The sequence below is a fragment of the Acidimicrobiales bacterium genome (assembly GCA_033344915.1).
GTDB lineage: Bacteria > Actinomycetota > Acidimicrobiia > Acidimicrobiales > Aldehydirespiratoraceae > JAJRXC01.
Genome location: JAWPML010000001.1, coordinates 2,067,625 through 2,085,164, shown reverse-complemented (window position 1 = coordinate 2,085,164; position 17,540 = coordinate 2,067,625). Strand labels below are relative to the sequence as shown.

The following is a 17,540-nucleotide window of genomic DNA, read 5'->3' as shown; positions in this document are numbered from 1 at the left end:
TTCGCGGATCAGGTGTGGACGAGGCTGACCCGCACGGCGTCGCGACCCTCGACCCGGCGTTCGAGCATCTCGATCGCCTCGTCGAGACGATCGAGTCCGTAGGTCTCGCCGAGCAGTTCGGCGGTGGGGAACGTCCCACTGTTGAGCACCTCGCCGGCGCGGTCCATCGTCTGCGGCGTCGAGCCGGAGCCACCGACGATTCGCAGCGACTTGAACACGACATGGTCGCTGATGATCTCGACCGGTCGCTCGTCCTTCAGGCCCGCGAGCAGGATCCGTCCGCCGAACGCGGCCATGGCGACCGCGTCGGCCACCGGTTGGGTGGCCAGCGCGGTCAGTTCCATCACCGCGCTCGGGCCGCCCCGCGTGAGTTCCTGGATCCGCCCGACGAGGTCGTCCTCCGCCTCGACGTCGATCACCTCGTGGGCGCCGACCGCCTTCGCCGCCTCCAGCCGCAACCCATCGCGTGACGTGCCGGTGACGATGATCTGGCGCACGCCGATCTGGCTCGACGCGTAGGCGGCCGCGATCAACCCCATGTGGCCGGGGCCCTGGATGACGAGCCGGTCGTGGGGCTGCAGGTCGAGCATGTCCGACCAGTTCACGATGCTGGCCAGCGGTTCGAAGAGGCTCAGCTCCGCGGCCGGTACGTCGTCGGTGAGCGGCACGAGATGGGTGCGGGGGAGGATGCCCATGTACTCGCCGTAGCCGCCCCACAGGCCGTGATCGACATCGGGGCCGATGGTGTAGCCGTAGACGTCCAGCCCGTGGCCGTCGCGGCCGCCGAACAGCACGAGGTCGACGCCCACCCGCTGCCCGACGTCGACCCCGAGGTCGGCGTCGGCCGCGAGGGCGTGGACGCGACCGACGATCTCGTGGCCGGGCACGATCGGTGAGACCTCGCCCGGCACGTGGTGGTGGCCGTGGAGCTGGGACACGTCGCTCGCACACAGACCCACCGACTCCACCTTCAGCACGGCCCCGCCCGGTGGCGGTGTCGGGATGGGGAACTCGCGGGTCTCGTAGGTTCCGTCGCCGGCGAAGACGACGCCTCGGCATGTGGACATGGCGGCACGCTAGTCGCCCGGTGTCGCCCCCTGGCCGGGCGCACTAGGTTCGCGGCTCGAACGCAGGAGGCCCCGTGAAGATCAGCACCACCATCGGCTTGAGCGGCGACCCGCAGGCGCTCGCGAAACGGGCCCGCGATCTGGAGTCGGCCGGGGTCGACCTGATGTGGGGGGCCGAGATCTACGGCTACGACCTGGTGTCGATCCTCGGCTTCCTCGCCGGCCAGACCGAACACGCCCAGCTGATGACGGGGATCATTCCGCTCTACAGCCGCAGCCCCGCCCTGATCGGCCAGACGGCGGCGACCCTCGATGCGCTCTCCGGGGGGCGGTTCGTGCTCGGTTTGGGTTCGTCGGGCCCGCAGGTGATCGAAGGCTGGCACGGCGTGCCGTTCGAGAAGCCGATGGGGCGCACCCGCGACACGATCGAGATCTGCCGCAAGGTGTGGAGCGGCGACCGGCTCGAACACGACGGCGCCACCTACCAGCTGCCGTTCGCCGAGGGTGGCACAGGGCTCGGCAAGCCGATCAAGTTCATGGATCGCCCACCGGAGCGCGACATCCCGATCGCCCTCGCCGCGATCGGCCCGAAGAACGTCGAGCTCACCGCCGAGGTCGCCGATCTCTGGCAGACGATCCACTTCGTGCCGGATCGCTTCGAGCAGGTGTGGGGTGACGCCCTCGCCGCGGGCAAGGCGAAGCGTTCACCGGACCTCGCGCCGCTCCAGATGATGGCCGGCAGCACGGTGGCGCTCGGCTCGGGCGACCACATCCAGGAAGCACGGGACATGCACCGGGGCACCATCGGCTTCTACGTCGGGGGCATGGGCGCGAAGACGAAGAACTTCTACAACGACCTGTTCAAGCGCTACGGGTGGGAGCAGGAGGCGGAGGAGATCCAGGATCTCTTCCTCTCCGGCAAGCGGATGGAAGCGATGGCCGCCGTGCCCGACGAGTACATCGACCTGTCGGCGCTGATCGGTGACGAGGGCTATGTCCGCGAACGCATCCAGGTGTTCAAGGACGTCGGCGTCACCCATCTCAATGTGATGCCGGTCGGTCCGGACACGTTGGGCACCATCGAGAAGATCAAAGCCTGGTCGGAGTAGGCCGGGGACGAGAGGGAGCAGAACCCATGGGGAAGTTGCTGGAGGGCAAGGTCGCGCTCATCACCGGGGCCGGTCGCGGCATCGGCCGCGAGCACGCGCTGATGATGGCGGGTGAGGGCGCCAGGATCGTCGTGAACGATCTCGGGGGCGACGCTGCCGGGGGCGGCGAGGACCTCACCCCGGCCCAGGATGTCGTCGCCGAGATCGAGGCGATGGGGGGTGAAGCCGTGGTCAACGGCGGCAACGTCGCGATCTTCGACGAGGCCAAGGCGATGGTCGACCAGGCCGTCGACACGTTCGGCGACCTCCACATCGTGGTGAACAATGCGGGCATCCTGCGCGATCGCATGGTGTTCTCGATGACCGAGGACGACTGGGACTCGATCATGGCCGTGCACCTCAAGGGCACGTTCGGGCCGACGCACCACGCGGCGGCGCACTGGCGGGCGCAGGCCAAGGCGGGCAACGACGTCTACGGTCGCATCATCAACACGGCATCGCCGTCGGGCATCTACGGCAACGTCGGCCAGACCAACTACGGCGCCGCCAAGGCCGGTATCGCCGCCTTCTCGATCATCGCCGCCCAGGAACTCGTCAAGTACGGCGTCACGGTCAACTGCATCGCCCCCGGCGCGATCTCGCGCATGACGGCGCCGCTGTCAGGGGGCATGGACGCGATCCCCGAGGAGCGGCTGGAGGCGATGTCGCCCCGCTGGATCGCGGTGACCGTCACGTGGCTGGCCAGCCCGGAGGCCGGCAACGTGACGGGCCGCGTGTTCGACGTGCGGGGCGAGAACCTCGCCATCGCCGAGGGCTGGCACATCGGTCCGGGCGCCGTGCAACCGGACGATCCGGCCCAGCTCGGCCCCGTCGTCGCTGACTTGATGGCGCAGGCGAAGGGCAACGCGGACATGTCGGGCCACGAGGCGTTCGGCCCCGGTTTCCCGTCGAAGGAGATCTGAGCGGCAGGTCCTCGCGCCGCACCCGGCCGTGGTCCGTGCGTCCTGACGTCTCACGTATTGCGACAAGCGACAAGCCGGTCCTGTCGCATGTCGCAATACGTGAGACGAACGTCAGGGCCCGTTCTCGCTCCCACCGCGCAAACGTTGCCAGACGCGGCGCGACGACGAGTCGGCTCGGGTGACCACGGTCCCGGCGAGGTCACCGGCATCTCGCCAGCGCTCGAGATGACCGGCGTAGTGCAGGAGTGACCCCGGGTAGACGAGGTTGCGGGCGCCCTGCGGTGTCCGAGCGCCCTCGCTGTTGTAGTAGCCGGGCGTGCACGACGCCGAATAGTGGGCGAGTCCCGCCGCGACGCCGTGGAGCACGGCCAGCCACTCGTCCTCGGCTTCCGGGGTCGCTTCGATCGTCTCGATTCCCTGCCCGACGCAGGTGTCGACGAGGGCGGCGACGTGTTTGGCCGACTCGGACAGGAAATGTACGAAGTTGGTGCCGAAGCCCGCCTGGACCGTGCTGATGATCAGCATGTTGGGGAATCCGGCCGTGAGCACGCCGTGCAGCGTGTGGGCGCCGTCGTGCCACCGTTCGCCGAGCGACACGCCGTTGCGTCCGACCGGATCGAACCCGAGCCGCTGGGCGAGCGGGGTGGTGACCTCGAACCCCGACGCGAAGATCAACAGATCGAGCGGATACTCCACGCCGTCGACGACCGGTCCCGCCGGGCTCACCTCCCGGACCCCTCTGCCGTCGGTGTCCACGAGGTGCACGTTCGGCTCGTTGAACGCCGCGAGATAGTCGTCGTGGAAGCACACCCGCTTGCAGTGCTTGCCGTACCAGGGCTTGAGCTTCTCGGCCGTCTCCGGGTCGTCGACCTCCTCGTCGATGCGGTCCCGCAACCTCGCCATGACCTCGAAGTCGAGACGTTCGAGCTCCTCGCGCTCGGCGTCGGTCTCGACGGTCTCGTTCGTGGCGTCCCACAGGACGTCGGTCCAGCCGTCCTGGACGAGATCCTGTTCCGGCTTCTCGCCGGTCACCGCCTGGGTGAAGTTCTTCATCCGCTCGGCCTGCCAGCCCGGCTCCAGGCTGTGGAACCACTCCTCGTCGGTGGGTCCGTTGTTGCGCACGCCGACCGCCGACGGCGTGCGCTGGAAGACGTAGACGTCCTTCGCGGTGCGGGCGAGCTGGGGCACGACCTGAACCGCCGTCGCACCCGTACCGATCACACCGACCCGCAGGTCCGCGAGCTTCGTCATCGGCTCGCGGGGCGCGCCGCCGGTGAACTCGTAGTCCCAACGCGCCGTGTGGAACGAGCGACCGGCGAAGTCCTGGATGCCGGGGATGCCGGGCAGCTTCGCCTTGTGGAGGATGCCGCCGGCGGTGATGAAGAAGCGTGAGGTGAGGCGATCGCCGCGGGTCGTGGCGATGCGCCACCGCCGCGCGTCGTCGTCCCATTCGGCGGTCTCGATCTCGGTCTGGAAGAGGGCGTGCGGGTAGAGCTCGAAGTGGTTCCCGATGCGTTGGCAGTGCTCGAAGATCTCCGACGCGCTCGCGTACTTCTCGGTGGGCATGTAGCCGTCTCCTCGAGCAACGGCATGTAGCTGTAGGACTCGACGTCGCACATGCAGCCCGGATAGCGGTTCCAGTACCAGGTGCCGCCGAAGTCGCCGGCCTTCTCGACGATGCGGAAGTCGCGGATGCCGAGCCGGGTCAACTCGACCGCTGTGAGCATGCCCGCGAACCCGCCGCCGACGATGACCGCGGTGACCTCTTCGGTGACCGGATCACGCGTGAATCCGGGCTCGACCCACGGGTTGCGGTCGAACTCCTCGAAGTCGCCCTCGAAGGCGACGTACTGGGCGAGCCCGTCGTCGCGCAGTCGCTTCTCACGCTCGAGCCGGTAGCGCTCGCGCAGGTCGTCGATCTCCGTCGTCATCGTCCGGTCATCCGATCTCGGCCTGCTCGTGCACCCAGGCGATCTGTTCGCGCAGCCACTCGAGCGACGTCTCCCAGGTGCTGACCCGAAGGGCGTCGGTGTGGTCGTCGGCCTCCTTTTCCACGGCGTCGCGGATCTGGTCGGCCCAAGCGTCGAGGAGTCCGTTGACCCGGTCCAGCGCGAACGGACCGGCGAGGAACTCGGCGACCTTCGCGTCGATCTCCTCGTCGAACGAGGCGATCGCGCCCAGGATCGGGTCGCAGGCCGCCGACACCTGCATGAACGGGCCGAAGCCGCCGAACGGCTCACAGTCGTTCGAGATCTCGCCGAGCTCGTCGGGGATCGGGATCACCGGGTTCTGGGGCGAGATGATGCTCCCGAACGCGTGATCGAGATCCCAGGGGATCAGGTGCATCGTTCCCGCGGTCGGCTCCTCGTACCAGTAGTAGTTGTGCGGGGCGCACGCGGCGTCGGGGCCGTCGAAGCAGTACACGTGGAACACGCCGTCGTCGTTGCGGATCGTGCGGTCGACGGCGGTGTAGCGGGCCACCTCGTCGATGTCCATGAAGCGGGCGAGCTGGGCGCCCCGGTCCTCGTCGTCGGCGTCGCGGATGGCCTGGGCGAACGACTGGATCTGGTCGTAGCGCGGGTCCTCGTTCTCGTTGGTCTTCAAACCGGCGAAGAGCTGCCGGTCGTTCGCGATCTGGTCGCCGACGATCGGCCACACCTCCTTGTAGAGGTTGCCGGTGCCGTCGGCGAAGTTCTCGCGGGTGAACCGCCCGTCGATCTGCTCGACGAGCACGAACACGCCGATCTCCTCGCCGTTGAGCACCAAACGCGCGTGCACCGCACGGGGGGCGGCGATGCCCATGTCGCGGAACAGCTGGTAGCCGAGCCGCTCGTGCATCAGTGATTGGTCGTTGCTCATCGCGTGGAACTGCAGCTTGCGGACGTCGTAGAAGGTCCGGTCCTGGCCGTCCCAGTTGACCTTCACCTTCATGGAGAGCTTGCGACAGGTCTTGTGGCCGCCGATGGCCGTCAGATTGCTGAAATTGACCTCGGAGACGCACCCGAAGAATGCCCCGATGGAGCCCTTGTAGCGGATGCCGACGCGGTCGAGCGTCTCCCCGTTGAACGTGAGGCTTCCCTCGACGTACTCCTCGGCGACGGGATCAGCGTCGAGGAAGGCGAGGGCTTCGTCGTCCAGGGTCAGCTCGAAGGTGTGGAGCTCGTCCTGGTCGAACAGGAATGCCGAGTCGCCGGTTTGCCACGCCGGTTCCGGCGGCGGATTCTCGCTGCCGGCTCCCGGTGGGACGGTCGTTGACGTGGTGGTTTCCCTGGGAGTGACACTCGGCTCCGGATCGGCGCTGGTCGAGTCGTCGGCGCACGTCGCGGCGACGAGCGCGAGGGTGAGCGCGGCCGCGCCGACCCGGGCGCAGGTGCGGATGGGCATCCGGGAGAAGGTAGCGGTCGGCTCCCGCGGCTGCCGAAACGACTGTGTCAGTCGTTGGCGGCGATCTCGCCCATCTCGGCGCGGATGTCGTCGATCAGTGCGTTGGCGACCTCGGATGTCGCGCCCCGCGCCGCTCGGGCCACGTTGACGACGGTGGGCGGCTTGTCGAGCGTCTCCGCGCGCGGCCAGTCGATGATGGGACCGGAGACGGATCGGCTGCTGAGCAGCGCGACGCCGGTCCCCGCGGCGACGGCGGACAGCACGCCGCCGATGCTCGGCCCCGAGTACGCGACCCGGTGTCGGATCCCGGCTTTGTCGAGCAGTTCCTCGGAGATGGGCCGGTAGAACCCGTCCTGCCCGAACGTGATGAGGGGGACCGGCCCTTCGTCGTAGGTCCAGTCCGGCGACGAGACCCAGCGGAGCTCGTCGCGCCAGAGGAGGCGGTCACTGGCGCGGACCTCGTGTTCGGCGAGCTGGAGGATGGCGACATCGAGCTCGCCCTGCTCGATCATCTCGGCGAGCCGGCTCGACCGGTCGACGTGGAAGTCGAGGTCGGCGTCGGGATGGATGCGGGCGAAGCGGCCGCAGACCGCACCGGTGGCGAGCGCGCCGGCTTCCTCTGTGGATCCGAGCCGGACGTTGCCCTCGAGCGGGGTGCTGCTGAGTCGCTGCACCGTCTCGTCGTGGATGCGGATGAGCGTCCGCCCGTGCTCGAGGAGCTCGCGGCCGTCGTGGGTGGGCGTCAGCGTTCGGCCATCGCGCACGAGGAGGTCGCGGCCGACTCGCTCCTCCAGGCGTTTGATCTTCCAACTGACGGCCGACTGGCTCATCCCGAGCACGTCGGCCGCGGCGGTCATGCCACCGTGGTCGAGCACGGTGATGAACGTCCGGACGGATTCGACGTCGAGCTGCATGGGCCGACCCTACCCTTGTCATGACAAGATTCGATGGAAAAGAGAAGTTCAAACAGCCCACGTCATGCCTGTTTCTGCCGATACTGGGGCCATGACCACCCCCCGGAACTCCAGCTACGTCGACTTCGCCGCCCTTCGCCTGGCCCAGGGGCCGGGCCTCCAGGCCGGCGGCATCACCGAGAGCGTGCTGCGCGCGGTGACCCACACCTGCAGTCGAGACCACCGCTGATCCGTCGACCCGGCGGGTCGCCGTCGGGTCGACCGACGCTCAGTCGAGTTGCAGCGTCGCCGTCGAGAGCGCGCCCGCGTGGGTCGTGGCCGTGGCGGTTCGCTTGTGACCATGGAGCCACACGCTGACCTCGGGGTCGGCATCGGCGTTCTTCATCCATTGTGAGTCGGGCCGCACGGTCGAGACCGTGACCGTCTTGCCGACGCGTAGGGCCACGAGTGGCACCGGGCGGGGACGTCCGGAGCGGCGTCCCGTCGTCTCGACGACCACGACACCGAGTCCGACCGGGAGTGGGTTGGCGACCCCCGCCCTTACCGCGGGGAGCACGACCCGATTGAGGGCGCGGAATGCGTCGCGGGCCGTCAGCGAGCCGGCGCCGGTCAGGTGGGGGAGGGGCATGCGCCCAGGCTACGCCCGCGGATCGTCGATCTCGACCGTGGCCAGACCGGGAAGGGCCGGGGCGAGCATGTCGAGCGCGATCGTCTCGAGGAACGGCTTCGGCATGACGCACTCGGCACATTCGGCCGTGTCGAGGATGAGCCGGATGTGCACGCTGTCCGCGCTCGTCCGGACGAGCTCGACCTTGCCGCCGTCGGCCTCGATGAGGTCGCGGACGGGGCCGAGCGCGGCGTCGGCGGTGTGGTGATCGATCATCGGGCGTTGGCTCCCGTCGGTTTGGTCTTGAGGCCCTCATCGTTCGCGGGCCGCGATCTCGAGAGGAACGCGCCGGCGTCGGCCAGGATGAACTGGCCGGTGATGCAGCGGGCGAGGTCACTCGTGAGGAAGGTGGCGAGACGGGCGAGCTCATCGTGCTCGACCTGGCGGCGCAAGGGCGTCGACGCGGCGATGGCGGCCGCACGCTCCTCGGTGAACGCGGCGGCGACCGTCTCCGTGAGGGTCGTGCCCGGAGCCATCGCGAGCACGCGGATGCCGCCCGGGCCGAGTTCGACGGCCATCGACGTGACGAGATGGTTGATCGCGGCCTTCGCCGCCGCGTAGATGGCGTTGTAGGGCGACGGGCGGGTGGTCTCGCCGGAGGACACAAAGAGGATGACGCCGCCGTCGCGCGCGAGCATCGCCTCCGCCTCGGCCCGACCGCACAGGGCGGCGAGCGTGAGGTTCTGGTCGACGATGTCGCGCCAGTCGTCGCCCCGGTACTCGACGAAGGGCTTGACGGCGCGGCCCGGCGGGATCATCCCGATGTTGTTCACGGCGATGTGGAGCCCGCCGAGCTGTTCGACGCAGGCCGCGACCATCGTGTCGACCGCGTCGTCGTCTCGACAGTTGGCGACCAGGGGGACGGCGCGCCCGCCGGCGTCTTCGATCTCGGCGACGACCGCGGCCGCCTTCTCGGCCCGCAGGTCGTTCACGCCGACGGCCGCGCCCGCGGTGGCGAGCCAGCGGGCGATCTCGCGCCCGATGCCCGCTCCGGCGCCGGTGACCAGCGCGACCTTGCCGGTGTGGTCGATCTCGATGCTCATCTCACGCCTCGGTGAGCAGGGCGATGGCCGTCTCGACGGCGGCGTCGGCCCAGGCGCGAACCGTCGCTTCGTCCGTGCCCCCCAGCGGGTGGTCGACTTCGACGATGCGGGCGTCGGCCCGACCGAGCGAGGCGGCGACCTGGTCGGTCAGCATGCGGAACTTGGTGGTGGTGACGACGACGGTGGGGACACCGGCGGCTTCCAGTTGGACGAGGTCGTGGACACTCCACGACGTGCAGCTGCCTCAATCGGCCGAGCCGGTGAGAACGACGTCGACCTCCTTCTCGAGGCGGGTGAGCACGTCGTCGGGCGCGGCGAGCGCGGCGTTCTTCGTCTCGACGATCCGCACCTCGGCGCCGGTGCGTTCGGCGATGCGGTCGGCCATGCGGCCGAGCAGGACGCCGGCGTTCGGCTTCGTGTTGTCGAGGATCCCGATGCGGGCGCCGCTGAGGACGGGTCGGGACGCGGCGAGCGGGCCCGGCTCCTCGCCGATCGCGCCGTCTGGTGTGTAGATCCGCATGTCAGTGCTCCTCGATCGGAATGGTCACGCTCTTCGTCATCCCCCAACTCGGGACGACACAACTGTGCTTGCCGGCCCCGCCGACGACCAGCACCTTGATGTGGTCCGGATGGCCGGTCATCGGCACGAGGGCGTCGTCGGGCAGCGCCCGTTGCCAGGGCTCCCAGGCGAGGAGCCCGAACGCGGCGCGGAACTCGCCGGCCGGCAGCCGGGCGTTCTGGAAGAGGTAGGACGCCACGTCGGCGCGCGTCCACCCGTCGTCGGCGCAGGCCGCGGCGTGCTCCGGACACAGGGCGACGAAGTACTCGCCCTGGGCGATCGGCGCGTTGTTCTGCCCGAGTGAGGTCATCGCCGACGCGAGCTTGTCCAGGATCGCGGCGGGTTCGGCCGATTCCATGTCGTGGGCGTTGTGGGGAGCTTCGCCACAGTGCACGGTCACGGCCGACGGTGCGTCGACGCCGACGGAGCGGGCGTAGCCGCCCCACGGCGATTCGGCGGTGTTCTCCGCGACGCAGAAGGTGTACTTGGCCGGGCCGCCCTGGGTCGACGCGTCGCCGGGGCCGGGGACGGCGCCGGCGATGTGGAGCAGGATGAGCCGCAGGGCCCGACCGGTCGTCGCGTTGGCGCGGTTGCCGGGCCCGAAGGCGCCGAGGCCGCTGTTGAACCCGGCCCGTTCGGCGATCTCGCCGTGGACGATGAGGAGAGGGGCGACCGGATGGGTGGTGGCGTTGACGCCGCGGAGGTTCAGCTGGGGGGCACCGAGCGCTCGTACGGCGGCGATCAGGACGGGGAGCTGCGCCGGTGCGCATCCGGCGAGCACGGCGTTGACGGCGATCATGCGGCGGGTCGCCGCGCCGGAGCGGGGCGGCAGCGTGGCGATCACCTCGTCCGGGTCGCCCGGCGCCGCCGCGAGCATGGCATCGACGCGGGATTCGGTGGGGGCGACGAGGGGGAGGCCGTCGCCCCAGCCCCGCTCGGCGTAGGCCTCCATGATCGCGATCGGATCGTCGTCGACCTCGAGGAACAGCGGACCGCCCGGGGCCGATGTGGTGGCGTCTGTAGACATCAGTCACCAGTCTGATACATTCAGACAGGAAGGGCAACCCCCGCAGGGAGGACGCATGGCCGCACGTGTCGGCATCACCCGTGAGGACGTGGTCGCAAGTGCTGTCGACCTGCTCGCGGAGGCCGGGCCGGATGCGATATCGCTCGGTGCCGTCGCCGGTCGCCTCGGCATCCGGACCCAGTCGCTCTACGCCCATGTCGACGGGGCGGACGGGCTGCGCCGGGCGATCGCGGTGCACGGGCTCGGCCGGCTGCGCGACGACGTCACCGCGGCCGCGCTCGGGGTGAGCGGGCCGGCCGCGATCGAGTCGATCGTGCGCGTCCATCTCGCGTTCGCCACCGCCGCCCCCGATCTCTACGACCTGTCGATCCATCCACCGAGCGAGGACCCGGAGCTTGCGGCGGCCGTCGCCGCGGCCGGTGAGCCACTCACCTCGGTGCTGGCTTCCGCCGGCGTGACCGACGACGACGCGATCCACTGGACGCGGCTGCTGCTCGCCGCGGTCGGGGGCTACGCCCGGCTCCGCAGTACCGGCCGGTTCACGCTCCCCGTCGACGACGGCGTGACCGGTGAGCGGCTCGTCGCGATGCTCGTCGCCGCGCTGCCCGTTGCGGCGTCGGCGGTCGCTACGGCCGACTGAGTTCGGTCCACGATCCGTCGGCGTCGCGTTCCCACACGCCCACGTCCCACCCGGCGACGAGCGTCGGGTCCAGGCGTTGTGCCATGCGGGCAGCCGCGTCGAGGTCACCGTCGCCGTAGGCGATGCTCAGGTGCAGCCAGTCCTTCGGGCGCAACGCATCGTCGCCCTCGGCGAGTTCGTGTCGATCCACGAACGCCTCGGTCACGGCGAGCAGCCATGGAGCGGTGAGTTCCAGCCCGATCCAGTCCGGCGCGAAACGGAGGCGGTCCACGGTCACCAGCGTGGGCGGCCCGGCCGCCGCGACCGCCGCTCGGGCGTCGTCGACGGCCCGGGCCACGTCCGTACGGGCCCGGTGGAAGAAGCCGGTCAGGGTGCAGTGCGGCGGGTACGTCTGTGCGGTGGTCGGCGCATCGCGCCGGAGGCGCTCGAAGAGGTCGGCGAGGGCGTCGGCGAGCGGACCGGTCGGGGTCGCGTAGAGGATCAGCTCGGCGTGAGTCATGGCGAGAGCATCGCCACCTGCCCGTCGACCACCACCGCCCGGACCCGGGCGTCCTCGCCGTCCGTCGGTGGCTCGACCACGACGAGGTCGGCGGACCGACCAGGCTCGATTCTGCCCCGGTCGGACAACCCCGCCACTCGCGCCGGCGTCGCGGAAACGGTCGCCCAGGCATCGCCCAGCGTCGCGCCCCGTTCGACGAGCGAGAAAGGCGCGAGGAGCAGGGACGGGTAGTGGTAGTCCGAGCACAACATGTCGACGACTCCGGCCTCCCACGCGTCCCCCACCGACAGATTGCCGAGGTGGGAGCCGCCCCGCACCAGGTTCGGCGCGCCGAGCAGCACCGGGATGCCGTGGGTCCGATACTCGCCGGCGAGAGCGATCGAGGTCGGGAACTCGGCGAACCCCACGCCGAGTTCGAGATCGCGGGCGAGGTCCTCGGCGTCGTCCGCGTCGTGGCTCGCCGTCACCACCCCGACCGCACGCGCCGTCTCGGCGAGCTGCCGCTGCTGGGCCTGCCCCTCGGGTCGCCGCTCGATCGCCTGGTCCTGGAGGCGCTGGAGCTCGTCGCGGCTGACCCCGGAGCGCTGCACCCGGACGTCGCTCAGTCCCGTGACCAGCTTGATCCCTCCCGGCGTGTGGTCGTTGTAGGAGAGCAGCTTCACGACCCGGTTCTCGATCCAGCCGACGAGCTCGTCGAGGTCGTCCGTGTTGCAGCACTCGTGGCGGACGTGGACCTCGAGCCGGGGCGGCCGGCTGCGTGCGCTGGTCGACGTGACCGCCTCCAGGAGGGCACGCAGGCGGGCCCGGCTGCGCAGGCCCGGCTCCCATCCGTCGGTGACCGACACGAACGCGGTGGTGATCCCCGCGGCGAGCAGCTGGGGCCGGGTCTCCGCCAGCGCCCGTTCGACGGTCATGACGACACCGGGTCGCGGCATGATCGCCCGCTCGAATGCGTCGCCGTGCACGTCGATGATGCCGGGCAGGACGAGGGCGCCAGTGGCGTCGAGCGTGGTGGTGTCGGTCGCGTCAGGCTCGCCGACCGCGGTGATGAGGGAACCGTCGGTGCGCACGTCGGCTCGCCGGACGGACCCGTCGGCGAGCAGCGTGTCGCCGCCCTGGACGAGGAGGCTGGTCACGGGTGTCGACCGTAGGCCCCACCCGAGCGCCGTGCCGACAGTTTCAACCCCGCCGGCGCGCACTCGCCGCCAGCTGGGGCTCCGCTCGCATCGTGTCCGCCGCGTCGACGGTCGTGCCCGCGGGGACGAGGTCGTCGATCGCATCGAGCAGGTCGGCGTCGAGGCGGAGGTCCGCCGACGCCAGGGCGTCGTCGAGTTGTTCGGGAGTACGGGGTCCGATGATCACCGACGACACGACGGGATGTTCCGCCGCCCAGGCGTGGGCCACGTGCGACATCGGCAGCCCTGCGTCGTCACAGAGGGCGCGGAAGCGGTCGAGGAGATCGAACTTCTTCTGGTTCGCCTCGCGCTCGAGTTCCCAGCGATCGCCGCGATCGCCCATACGGTCGCCGCGACTGCCGTCGGGGATCCCACCGTCACGGGTGTACTTGCCGGTCAGCCAGCCGCTGTTGAGCGGGCCGTAGGTCATCACGCCGATACCGAGGCGGTCGCAGGCGGGGAGCACGTCCTGCTCGATCGACCGGTTGAAGATGTTGTAGATCACCTGCTCCGACCGGATGCGGACGTGGCCCCGGGCGTCGGAGATGTGGCGCGCCTCGACGATCCATTCCGCCGGCGTGGCGGACATGCCCGCGTAGCGGATCTTGCCGTCCCGCTGGAGCTGGTCGAGCGCGGACAGCGACTCGTCGAGATCGAGCGTGTGGTCGCGGCGGTGCAGTTGGTAGAGGTCGATGTGGTCGGTGTCGAGCCGGCGGAGGCTGTCCTCGACGGCGCGGATCAGCCAGCGGCGCGACCCGCCCTGGTGGTTCGGATCCCGGCTCATCGGGATGTACGCCTTCGTCGCGAGCACGACGTCGTCGCGCCGCCCGGCCAGCGCCTTGCCGACGATCTCCTCGCTGATCCCGCGGCTGTACGCATCCGCGGTGTCCACGAAGTTCACGCCCGCGTCGAGTGCGGTGTGCAGCATGCTGATGCACTCGGCCTCGTCGGTGTTGCCCATCGGGCCGAACATCATCGCCCCGAAGCAGTACTTCGAGACGCTCACACCGGTCTGACCGAAGTGTCGTGTTTCCATGCGCGGACCCTACGCAGGGGAGCGCGAGTCCACCAGTGCGAGGGGCCGATCAGACTCTGCTGGGCGTGCGTTCCCGGGTGAACTGCATCACGCCGTCCTCGAGCGGGCCTTCGCGGAAGAGCTTCTTGTCCTCGCTGTAGGACTGCGTGTTCAGCCACGGGGCCCGGTCGCCCTGCTTCGGCAGCATCGGCATGATGCGCTGCATGTAGCCCGCCGAGAAGTCGTCGATGTAGGGACGACGGGGCATGTCGTGATCCGACGGACGCAGGGTCGGCACACACGTGTCCGTACCCGTGGCCGCCATGTGGTTGACGAGACGGCACACGTACTCGCAGGTGAGGTCGGCGCGCAGCGTCCACGACGCGTTGATGTAGCCGAAGCTCGACACGAGATTGGGCACGTCCGAGTAGGCCATGCCCTTGTAGCTCCACGTCTCGGCGAAGTCGACCTTCTCGTCGTCGACGATGAAGTCCGCCTCGCCGAGGGTCACCATCTGCAGGCCGGTGGCGGTGACGATGATGTCGGCGTCGAGGTGCTCACCGGAGTCGAGCTGGATGCCGGTCTCGGTGAACGTCTCGATCGTGTCGGTGACGACGCTGGCGCGGCCGCGGTTGATCGCCGTGAACAGATCGCCGTCCGGCACGAGGCACATGCGCTGATCCCACGGGTTGTAGCGCGGCGTGAAGTGCGTGTCGACGTCGTAGTCCTCGCCGAGGTGCTTGCGGACCTCCTTGAGGAGCCGCTGTTTGATGCGTTCGGGGCGGGTGCGGGTCTGCTTGTAGAAGAACTCGGTCATGCCCGCGTTCTTCTTGCGGGTCAGGGCGTAGGCCGCCTTCGCGGGGAGGACCTTCTTGAGCACCTTGTTGATCGGGTCGACCGACGGTGCGGACACGACGTAGGTGGGGGAGCGCTGCAGCATCGTGACGTGGGCGGCGTCGTCGGCCATCGCCGGTACGAGGGTCACGGCGGTGGCGCCCGATCCGATGATGACCACCTTCTTGCCCGCGTAGTCGAGGTCCTCGGGCCATTTCTGCGGGTGGATCACGTCGCCGGCGAACCGGTCGCGTCCGGGGAACTCCGGTTCGTAGCCGCCCTGGTACGAGTAGTAGCCGCTGCACATGAAGAGGAAGTTGCCGGTGACGGTGCGCACCTCGCCCGATTTGGCATCGGTGGTGGTGAGCGTCCAGCGGGCGTCCGGCGTCGACCATTCGGCCTGGGTGACGAGATGGTTGAAGCGGATGTGGGGACCGATGTCGTTCTCGGCGACGGTCTCGCGCAGGTAGTCCATGATCGCGGGGCCGTCGGCGATCGACTTCTCGGCCAGCCACGGCTTGAAGCTGTAGCCGAGCGTGTGCATGTCGCTGTCGGACCGGATGCCGGGGTAACGGAAGAGGTCCCAGGTGCCGCCGATGTCGCCGCGTCCCTCGAGAATCGTGAACGTGCGATCGGGGGAGAGCGTCTTGAGATGGTATGCGGCGCCGATGCCGGAGATCCCGGCGCCGACGATCACGACATCGAAGTGGTCGGAGGACATCCGACGAGTCTGCCCTCAGCCGCCGCCGATGTCGACGTGGTACGCCTCGTAGATGAGGTCGGCGCCCTTCTGGCGATGGCGTGAGATGGCGCGCAGGAGGTCCACGATCGCCTCGCGGATCTCGTCGACGGTGGCTGCGTCGCACTCGCCGTCACACGAGCGGACGAGGGCGGCCGCGGCCTCCATCTCGTCGGTGAGCGACACGTGTTCGCGCTCCATCCGGTGGACGCCGTTGGCGACGCGGGGAGCCTCCCGCAGCAGTTGGGGGAGCAGGCCGTCGTCGCTCTCCACCTCCTCGACGTGGGCGGCGAACGCGTACTGGAGTCCCTGGAGGGCGTCGGCGACCCGCATCGTCCACTGCGGGTCGGAGCCGGGGCGGGCGAGGATCTCCTCGATCAGGTCGGCGGCGTCGCCGAGCGCGGTGCGACGTACGCGGGCCTGGTCCAGTGCCTCGTTCGACACCGTGAGATCGATGTCGGGACGAGTCGGATCGTCGTTCATGGCGGTACCCCGCTGACAAGAAACGGTGACGTCTGTCACACTACTAGCATGCTGATCAGCGAGGTGCTCAGGAAGAAGGGTTCCGCGGTCGCGACGGTCGCACCCGACATGTCGGTCGAAGACGTGGTGGCCGCGCTGGCCGAGCACGGCGTCGGCGCGCTCGTCGTCTCCGTGGACGGCAACTCGGTCGACGGCATCATCTCGGAGCGCGATGTCGTGCGCGCCTTGGCGGTCGACGGAGCCTCGACGCTGACCCGGACCGCCCGCGACCTCATGACCGCCGACGTGGTCACCTGCAGTCAGGACGCGACGATCGAGCAGCTCATGGCCGAGATGACCGAGCGCCGGTTCCGCCACGTCCCGGTCACCGAGGACGGCGAACTGATCGGCATCGTCAGCATCGGCGACGTCGTGAACGCCCGCGTCCACAACCTCGAGATCGCCACCGAACGCCTCACCAACTACATCTCCGGCTACTAGACGGATAGTTCCAAGGGGTCAGTGGTCGTAGGCGGTGAGTGAGCGGGCGGGGCCGGCTCGGTTGGTGGTTTCGTTGTGCCAGATGGCGGCGGTCAACGCGAGGATGCGTTGGAGGATTCTGGCGGCGACACCGGATCGGGTGCGGCCGCCGTGGCGTTCGAGGTCGAGTTGAGCTTTGAGGGTCTGGTTCACGGACTCGATGATCTGGCGGAATGCTTTGAGGTAACGGCGTCCGGTGCGGGTCTTCTCTGATTTGAGGTTGGGGCGGATCAGGGCGATGCCGGCGGTGTTCAGCTCGGTCTCGAACGCGGCGCGCCGGTAGCCCTTGTCGGCGATCAGGGTGACGCCGTCGGTGCGCAGGCCGGAGAACGCGATCATGTCGAGGCAGGTGTCGCGTTCGTCGGCTTTGGCGCCGGTGAGCGCGAACGCCAACGGAAGACCCGTCGTGGTGGTGATCAGATGGAGGCGCAGTCCCCAGAAGAACCGGGAGTGCGACGCGCAGTAGCCGTACTCGGCGAACCCGGCCAGGCTCGATCGTCTCGTGGTCTCACGTGAACGTCCGCACTCGACCGGTGTCGAGTCGACGAGCCAAAGATCATCGGTTGCTGACGGGCAGGCATTGGTGAGCGCGGCGATGACGTGCTGGAAGAGTTGGCCGGCGTGACGGAGGCGTTTGTTGTAGCCGGGCCGATCGGGTAGATACGTGAACCAGGGCGTGAGATGGGCTCTGGCGTGACGAATGAACCGGGCCTCGGACGTGAACCCGAGCAACGCCTGGATCACCGCCAACGTGATCAGTTCGGCGTCGCTGAGTTTGGGGGCGATCCCGACCGTGGGCCGTTCCGGCGCCCACTCCGGGTGATCGATCAAGAGATCGTCGATGGTGACGTAGAGTCGCGTCGCGAGGGTGTCCAGTTCAGGGTTCATGCGCTGTGTCCTTCAG

General features: G+C 69.2%; 21 protein-coding genes and 1 pseudogene. 5 read left to right on the top strand and 17 right to left on the bottom strand.

Annotated features, from left to right (window positions below; genetic code table 11):
• Positions 1-8 precede the first annotated feature (8 nt).
• Positions 9-1,067 (bottom strand): zinc-binding dehydrogenase, encoded by a 1,059-nt coding sequence (locus tag R8F63_10170; GenBank protein MDW3218965.1) that lies wholly within the window; start codon positions 1,065-1,067, stop codon positions 9-11.
• 74 nt (positions 1,068-1,141) lie between these two features.
• On the opposite strand from R8F63_10170, the gene R8F63_10165 reads away from it, so the two are divergent.
• Both R8F63_10165 and R8F63_10160 read left to right on the top strand, forming a co-directional pair.
• Positions 1,142-2,176 (top strand): LLM class F420-dependent oxidoreductase, encoded by a 1,035-nt coding sequence (locus tag R8F63_10165; protein ID MDW3218964.1) that lies wholly within the window; start codon positions 1,142-1,144, stop codon positions 2,174-2,176.
• Positions 2,177-2,202: 26 nt separating this feature from the next.
• Positions 2,203-3,138 carry an SDR family NAD(P)-dependent oxidoreductase gene (locus tag R8F63_10160; protein MDW3218963.1) on the top strand — a complete coding sequence of 312 codons (936 nt, stop codon included), beginning with the start codon at positions 2,203-2,205 and terminating at the stop codon, positions 3,136-3,138.
• Positions 3,139-3,249: 111 nt separating this feature from the next.
• Here R8F63_10160 and R8F63_10155 read toward each other — a convergent pair whose 3' ends face one another.
• From R8F63_10155 to R8F63_10140, 4 genes and pseudogenes are all read right to left on the bottom strand, one after another.
• Positions 3,250-4,704 carry an NAD(P)/FAD-dependent oxidoreductase gene (locus R8F63_10155; protein MDW3218962.1) on the bottom strand — a complete coding sequence of 485 codons (1,455 nt, stop codon included), beginning with the start codon at positions 4,702-4,704 and terminating at the stop codon, positions 3,250-3,252.
• A 98-nt stretch (positions 4,705-4,802) separates the two neighbouring features.
• Positions 4,803-4,865: pseudogene (locus tag R8F63_10150) on the bottom strand (hypothetical protein).
• 211 nt (positions 4,866-5,076) lie between these two features.
• Positions 5,077-6,522, bottom strand: a complete 1,446-nt coding sequence (locus tag R8F63_10145) for a CotH kinase family protein (GenBank protein MDW3218961.1) — start codon at positions 6,520-6,522, stop codon at positions 5,077-5,079.
• Positions 6,523-6,569: 47 nt separating this feature from the next.
• Complete coding sequence (locus R8F63_10140) at positions 6,570-7,436, bottom strand: LysR family transcriptional regulator (GenBank protein MDW3218960.1); 867 nt, start codon at positions 7,434-7,436, stop codon at positions 6,570-6,572.
• Positions 7,437-7,527: 91 nt separating this feature from the next.
• Between R8F63_10140 and R8F63_10135 the strand changes: the two genes are divergently transcribed.
• Complete coding sequence (locus R8F63_10135; protein ID MDW3218959.1) at positions 7,528-7,665, top strand: hypothetical protein; 138 nt, start codon at positions 7,528-7,530, stop codon at positions 7,663-7,665.
• A 39-nt stretch (positions 7,666-7,704) separates the two neighbouring features.
• Here R8F63_10135 and R8F63_10130 read toward each other — a convergent pair whose 3' ends face one another.
• From R8F63_10130 to R8F63_10105, 6 genes are all read right to left on the bottom strand, one after another.
• Positions 7,705-8,064, bottom strand: a complete 360-nt coding sequence (locus R8F63_10130) for a nitroreductase/quinone reductase family protein (GenBank protein ID MDW3218958.1) — start codon at positions 8,062-8,064, stop codon at positions 7,705-7,707.
• Between the two features lie 9 nt (positions 8,065-8,073).
• Complete coding sequence (locus R8F63_10125) at positions 8,074-8,319, bottom strand: hypothetical protein (GenBank protein ID MDW3218957.1); 246 nt, start codon at positions 8,317-8,319, stop codon at positions 8,074-8,076.
• The gene (locus R8F63_10120) at positions 8,316-9,146 is read right to left on the bottom strand and encodes an SDR family oxidoreductase (GenBank protein ID MDW3218956.1); all 831 of its coding nucleotides are present in this window, start codon (positions 9,144-9,146) and stop codon (positions 8,316-8,318) included. The genes R8F63_10125 and R8F63_10120 overlap by 4 nt, the downstream gene beginning before the upstream one ends.
• A 1-nt stretch (position 9,147) precedes the next feature.
• A complete protein-coding gene (locus R8F63_10115; GenBank protein ID MDW3218955.1) occupies positions 9,148-9,300 on the bottom strand; it encodes a hypothetical protein in 153 nt (50 codons plus the stop codon).
• A gap of 90 nt (positions 9,301-9,390) precedes the next feature.
• Positions 9,391-9,666 (bottom strand): hypothetical protein, encoded by a 276-nt coding sequence (locus R8F63_10110; GenBank protein MDW3218954.1) that lies wholly within the window; start codon positions 9,664-9,666, stop codon positions 9,391-9,393.
• Position 9,667: 1 nt separating this feature from the next.
• Positions 9,668-10,732: a hypothetical protein gene (locus R8F63_10105; protein MDW3218953.1), complete on the bottom strand. Its 1,065-nt coding sequence runs from the start codon at positions 10,730-10,732 to the stop codon at positions 9,668-9,670.
• A gap of 55 nt (positions 10,733-10,787) precedes the next feature.
• Here R8F63_10105 and R8F63_10100 point away from each other — a divergent pair, with 55 nt between their 5' ends.
• The gene (locus R8F63_10100; protein ID MDW3218952.1) at positions 10,788-11,372 is read left to right on the top strand and encodes a WHG domain-containing protein; all 585 of its coding nucleotides are present in this window, start codon (positions 10,788-10,790) and stop codon (positions 11,370-11,372) included.
• Here the strand turns inward: R8F63_10100 and R8F63_10095 are convergent.
• From R8F63_10095 to R8F63_10075, 5 genes are read right to left on the bottom strand one after another with little or no spacing between them, the layout of a single operon-like run.
• Complete coding sequence (locus tag R8F63_10095; protein MDW3218951.1) at positions 11,359-11,871, bottom strand: hypothetical protein; 513 nt, start codon at positions 11,869-11,871, stop codon at positions 11,359-11,361. The two genes, R8F63_10100 and R8F63_10095, sit on opposite strands and share 14 nt — an antisense overlap.
• Complete coding sequence (locus R8F63_10090) at positions 11,868-13,007, bottom strand: alpha-D-ribose 1-methylphosphonate 5-triphosphate diphosphatase (GenBank protein MDW3218950.1); 1,140 nt, start codon at positions 13,005-13,007, stop codon at positions 11,868-11,870. The genes R8F63_10095 and R8F63_10090 overlap by 4 nt, the downstream gene beginning before the upstream one ends.
• Positions 13,008-13,050: 43 nt before the next feature.
• Positions 13,051-14,082 carry an aldo/keto reductase gene (locus R8F63_10085; protein MDW3218949.1) on the bottom strand — a complete coding sequence of 344 codons (1,032 nt, stop codon included), beginning with the start codon at positions 14,080-14,082 and terminating at the stop codon, positions 13,051-13,053.
• Positions 14,083-14,131: 49 nt separating this feature from the next.
• A complete protein-coding gene (locus R8F63_10080) occupies positions 14,132-15,616 on the bottom strand; it encodes an NAD(P)/FAD-dependent oxidoreductase (protein MDW3218948.1) in 1,485 nt (494 codons plus the stop codon).
• A 15-nt stretch (positions 15,617-15,631) separates the two neighbouring features.
• On the bottom strand, positions 15,632-16,117 hold the full coding sequence (locus R8F63_10075) for a hypothetical protein (protein ID MDW3218947.1): 486 nt from the start codon (positions 16,115-16,117) through the stop codon (positions 15,632-15,634).
• Positions 16,118-16,165: 48 nt separating this feature from the next.
• Here R8F63_10075 and R8F63_10070 point away from each other — a divergent pair, with 48 nt between their 5' ends.
• Positions 16,166-16,597 (top strand): CBS domain-containing protein, encoded by a 432-nt coding sequence (locus R8F63_10070; protein MDW3218946.1) that lies wholly within the window; start codon positions 16,166-16,168, stop codon positions 16,595-16,597.
• An 18-nt stretch (positions 16,598-16,615) separates the two neighbouring features.
• On the opposite strand, the gene R8F63_10065 is transcribed toward R8F63_10070, so the two are convergent.
• Positions 16,616-17,524 (bottom strand): IS982 family transposase, encoded by a 909-nt coding sequence (locus tag R8F63_10065; GenBank protein MDW3218945.1) that lies wholly within the window; start codon positions 17,522-17,524, stop codon positions 16,616-16,618.
• Between the last annotated feature and the right edge of the window lie 16 nt (positions 17,525-17,540).

Coding starts and splice junctions, on each gene's coding strand:
- R8F63_10170 (MDW3218965.1), bottom strand. CDS start 1,067: ATGTCCACATGCCGAGGCGTCGTCTTCGCCGGCGACGGAACCTACGAG.
- R8F63_10160 (MDW3218963.1), top strand. CDS start 2,203: ATGGGGAAGTTGCTGGAGGGCAAGGTCGCGCTCATCACCGGGGCCGGT.
- R8F63_10155 (MDW3218962.1), bottom strand. CDS start 4,704: ATGCCCACCGAGAAGTACGCGAGCGCGTCGGAGATCTTCGAGCACTGC.
- R8F63_10145 (MDW3218961.1), bottom strand. CDS start 6,522: ATGCCCATCCGCACCTGCGCCCGGGTCGGCGCGGCCGCGCTCACCCTC.
- R8F63_10140 (MDW3218960.1), bottom strand. CDS start 7,436: ATGCAGCTCGACGTCGAATCCGTCCGGACGTTCATCACCGTGCTCGAC.
- R8F63_10135 (MDW3218959.1), top strand. CDS start 7,528: ATGACCACCCCCCGGAACTCCAGCTACGTCGACTTCGCCGCCCTTCGC.
- R8F63_10130 (MDW3218958.1), bottom strand. CDS start 8,064: ATGCCCCTCCCCCACCTGACCGGCGCCGGCTCGCTGACGGCCCGCGAC.
- R8F63_10125 (MDW3218957.1), bottom strand. CDS start 8,319: ATGATCGATCACCACACCGCCGACGCCGCGCTCGGCCCCGTCCGCGAC.
- R8F63_10120 (MDW3218956.1), bottom strand. CDS start 9,146: ATGAGCATCGAGATCGACCACACCGGCAAGGTCGCGCTGGTCACCGGC.
- R8F63_10115 (MDW3218955.1), bottom strand. CDS start 9,300: ATGCTGACCGACCAGGTCGCCGCCTCGCTCGGTCGGGCCGACGCCCGC.
- R8F63_10110 (MDW3218954.1), bottom strand. CDS start 9,666: ATGCGGATCTACACACCAGACGGCGCGATCGGCGAGGAGCCGGGCCCG.
- R8F63_10105 (MDW3218953.1), bottom strand. CDS start 10,732: ATGTCTACAGACGCCACCACATCGGCCCCGGGCGGTCCGCTGTTCCTC.
- R8F63_10100 (MDW3218952.1), top strand. CDS start 10,788: ATGGCCGCACGTGTCGGCATCACCCGTGAGGACGTGGTCGCAAGTGCT.
- R8F63_10095 (MDW3218951.1), bottom strand. CDS start 11,871: ATGACTCACGCCGAGCTGATCCTCTACGCGACCCCGACCGGTCCGCTC.
- R8F63_10085 (MDW3218949.1), bottom strand. CDS start 14,082: ATGGAAACACGACACTTCGGTCAGACCGGTGTGAGCGTCTCGAAGTAC.
- R8F63_10080 (MDW3218948.1), bottom strand. CDS start 15,616: ATGTCCTCCGACCACTTCGATGTCGTGATCGTCGGCGCCGGGATCTCC.
- R8F63_10075 (MDW3218947.1), bottom strand. CDS start 16,117: ATGAACGACGATCCGACTCGTCCCGACATCGATCTCACGGTGTCGAAC.
- R8F63_10070 (MDW3218946.1), top strand. CDS start 16,166: ATGCTGATCAGCGAGGTGCTCAGGAAGAAGGGTTCCGCGGTCGCGACG.
- R8F63_10065 (MDW3218945.1), bottom strand. CDS start 17,524: ATGAACCCTGAACTGGACACCCTCGCGACGCGACTCTACGTCACCATC.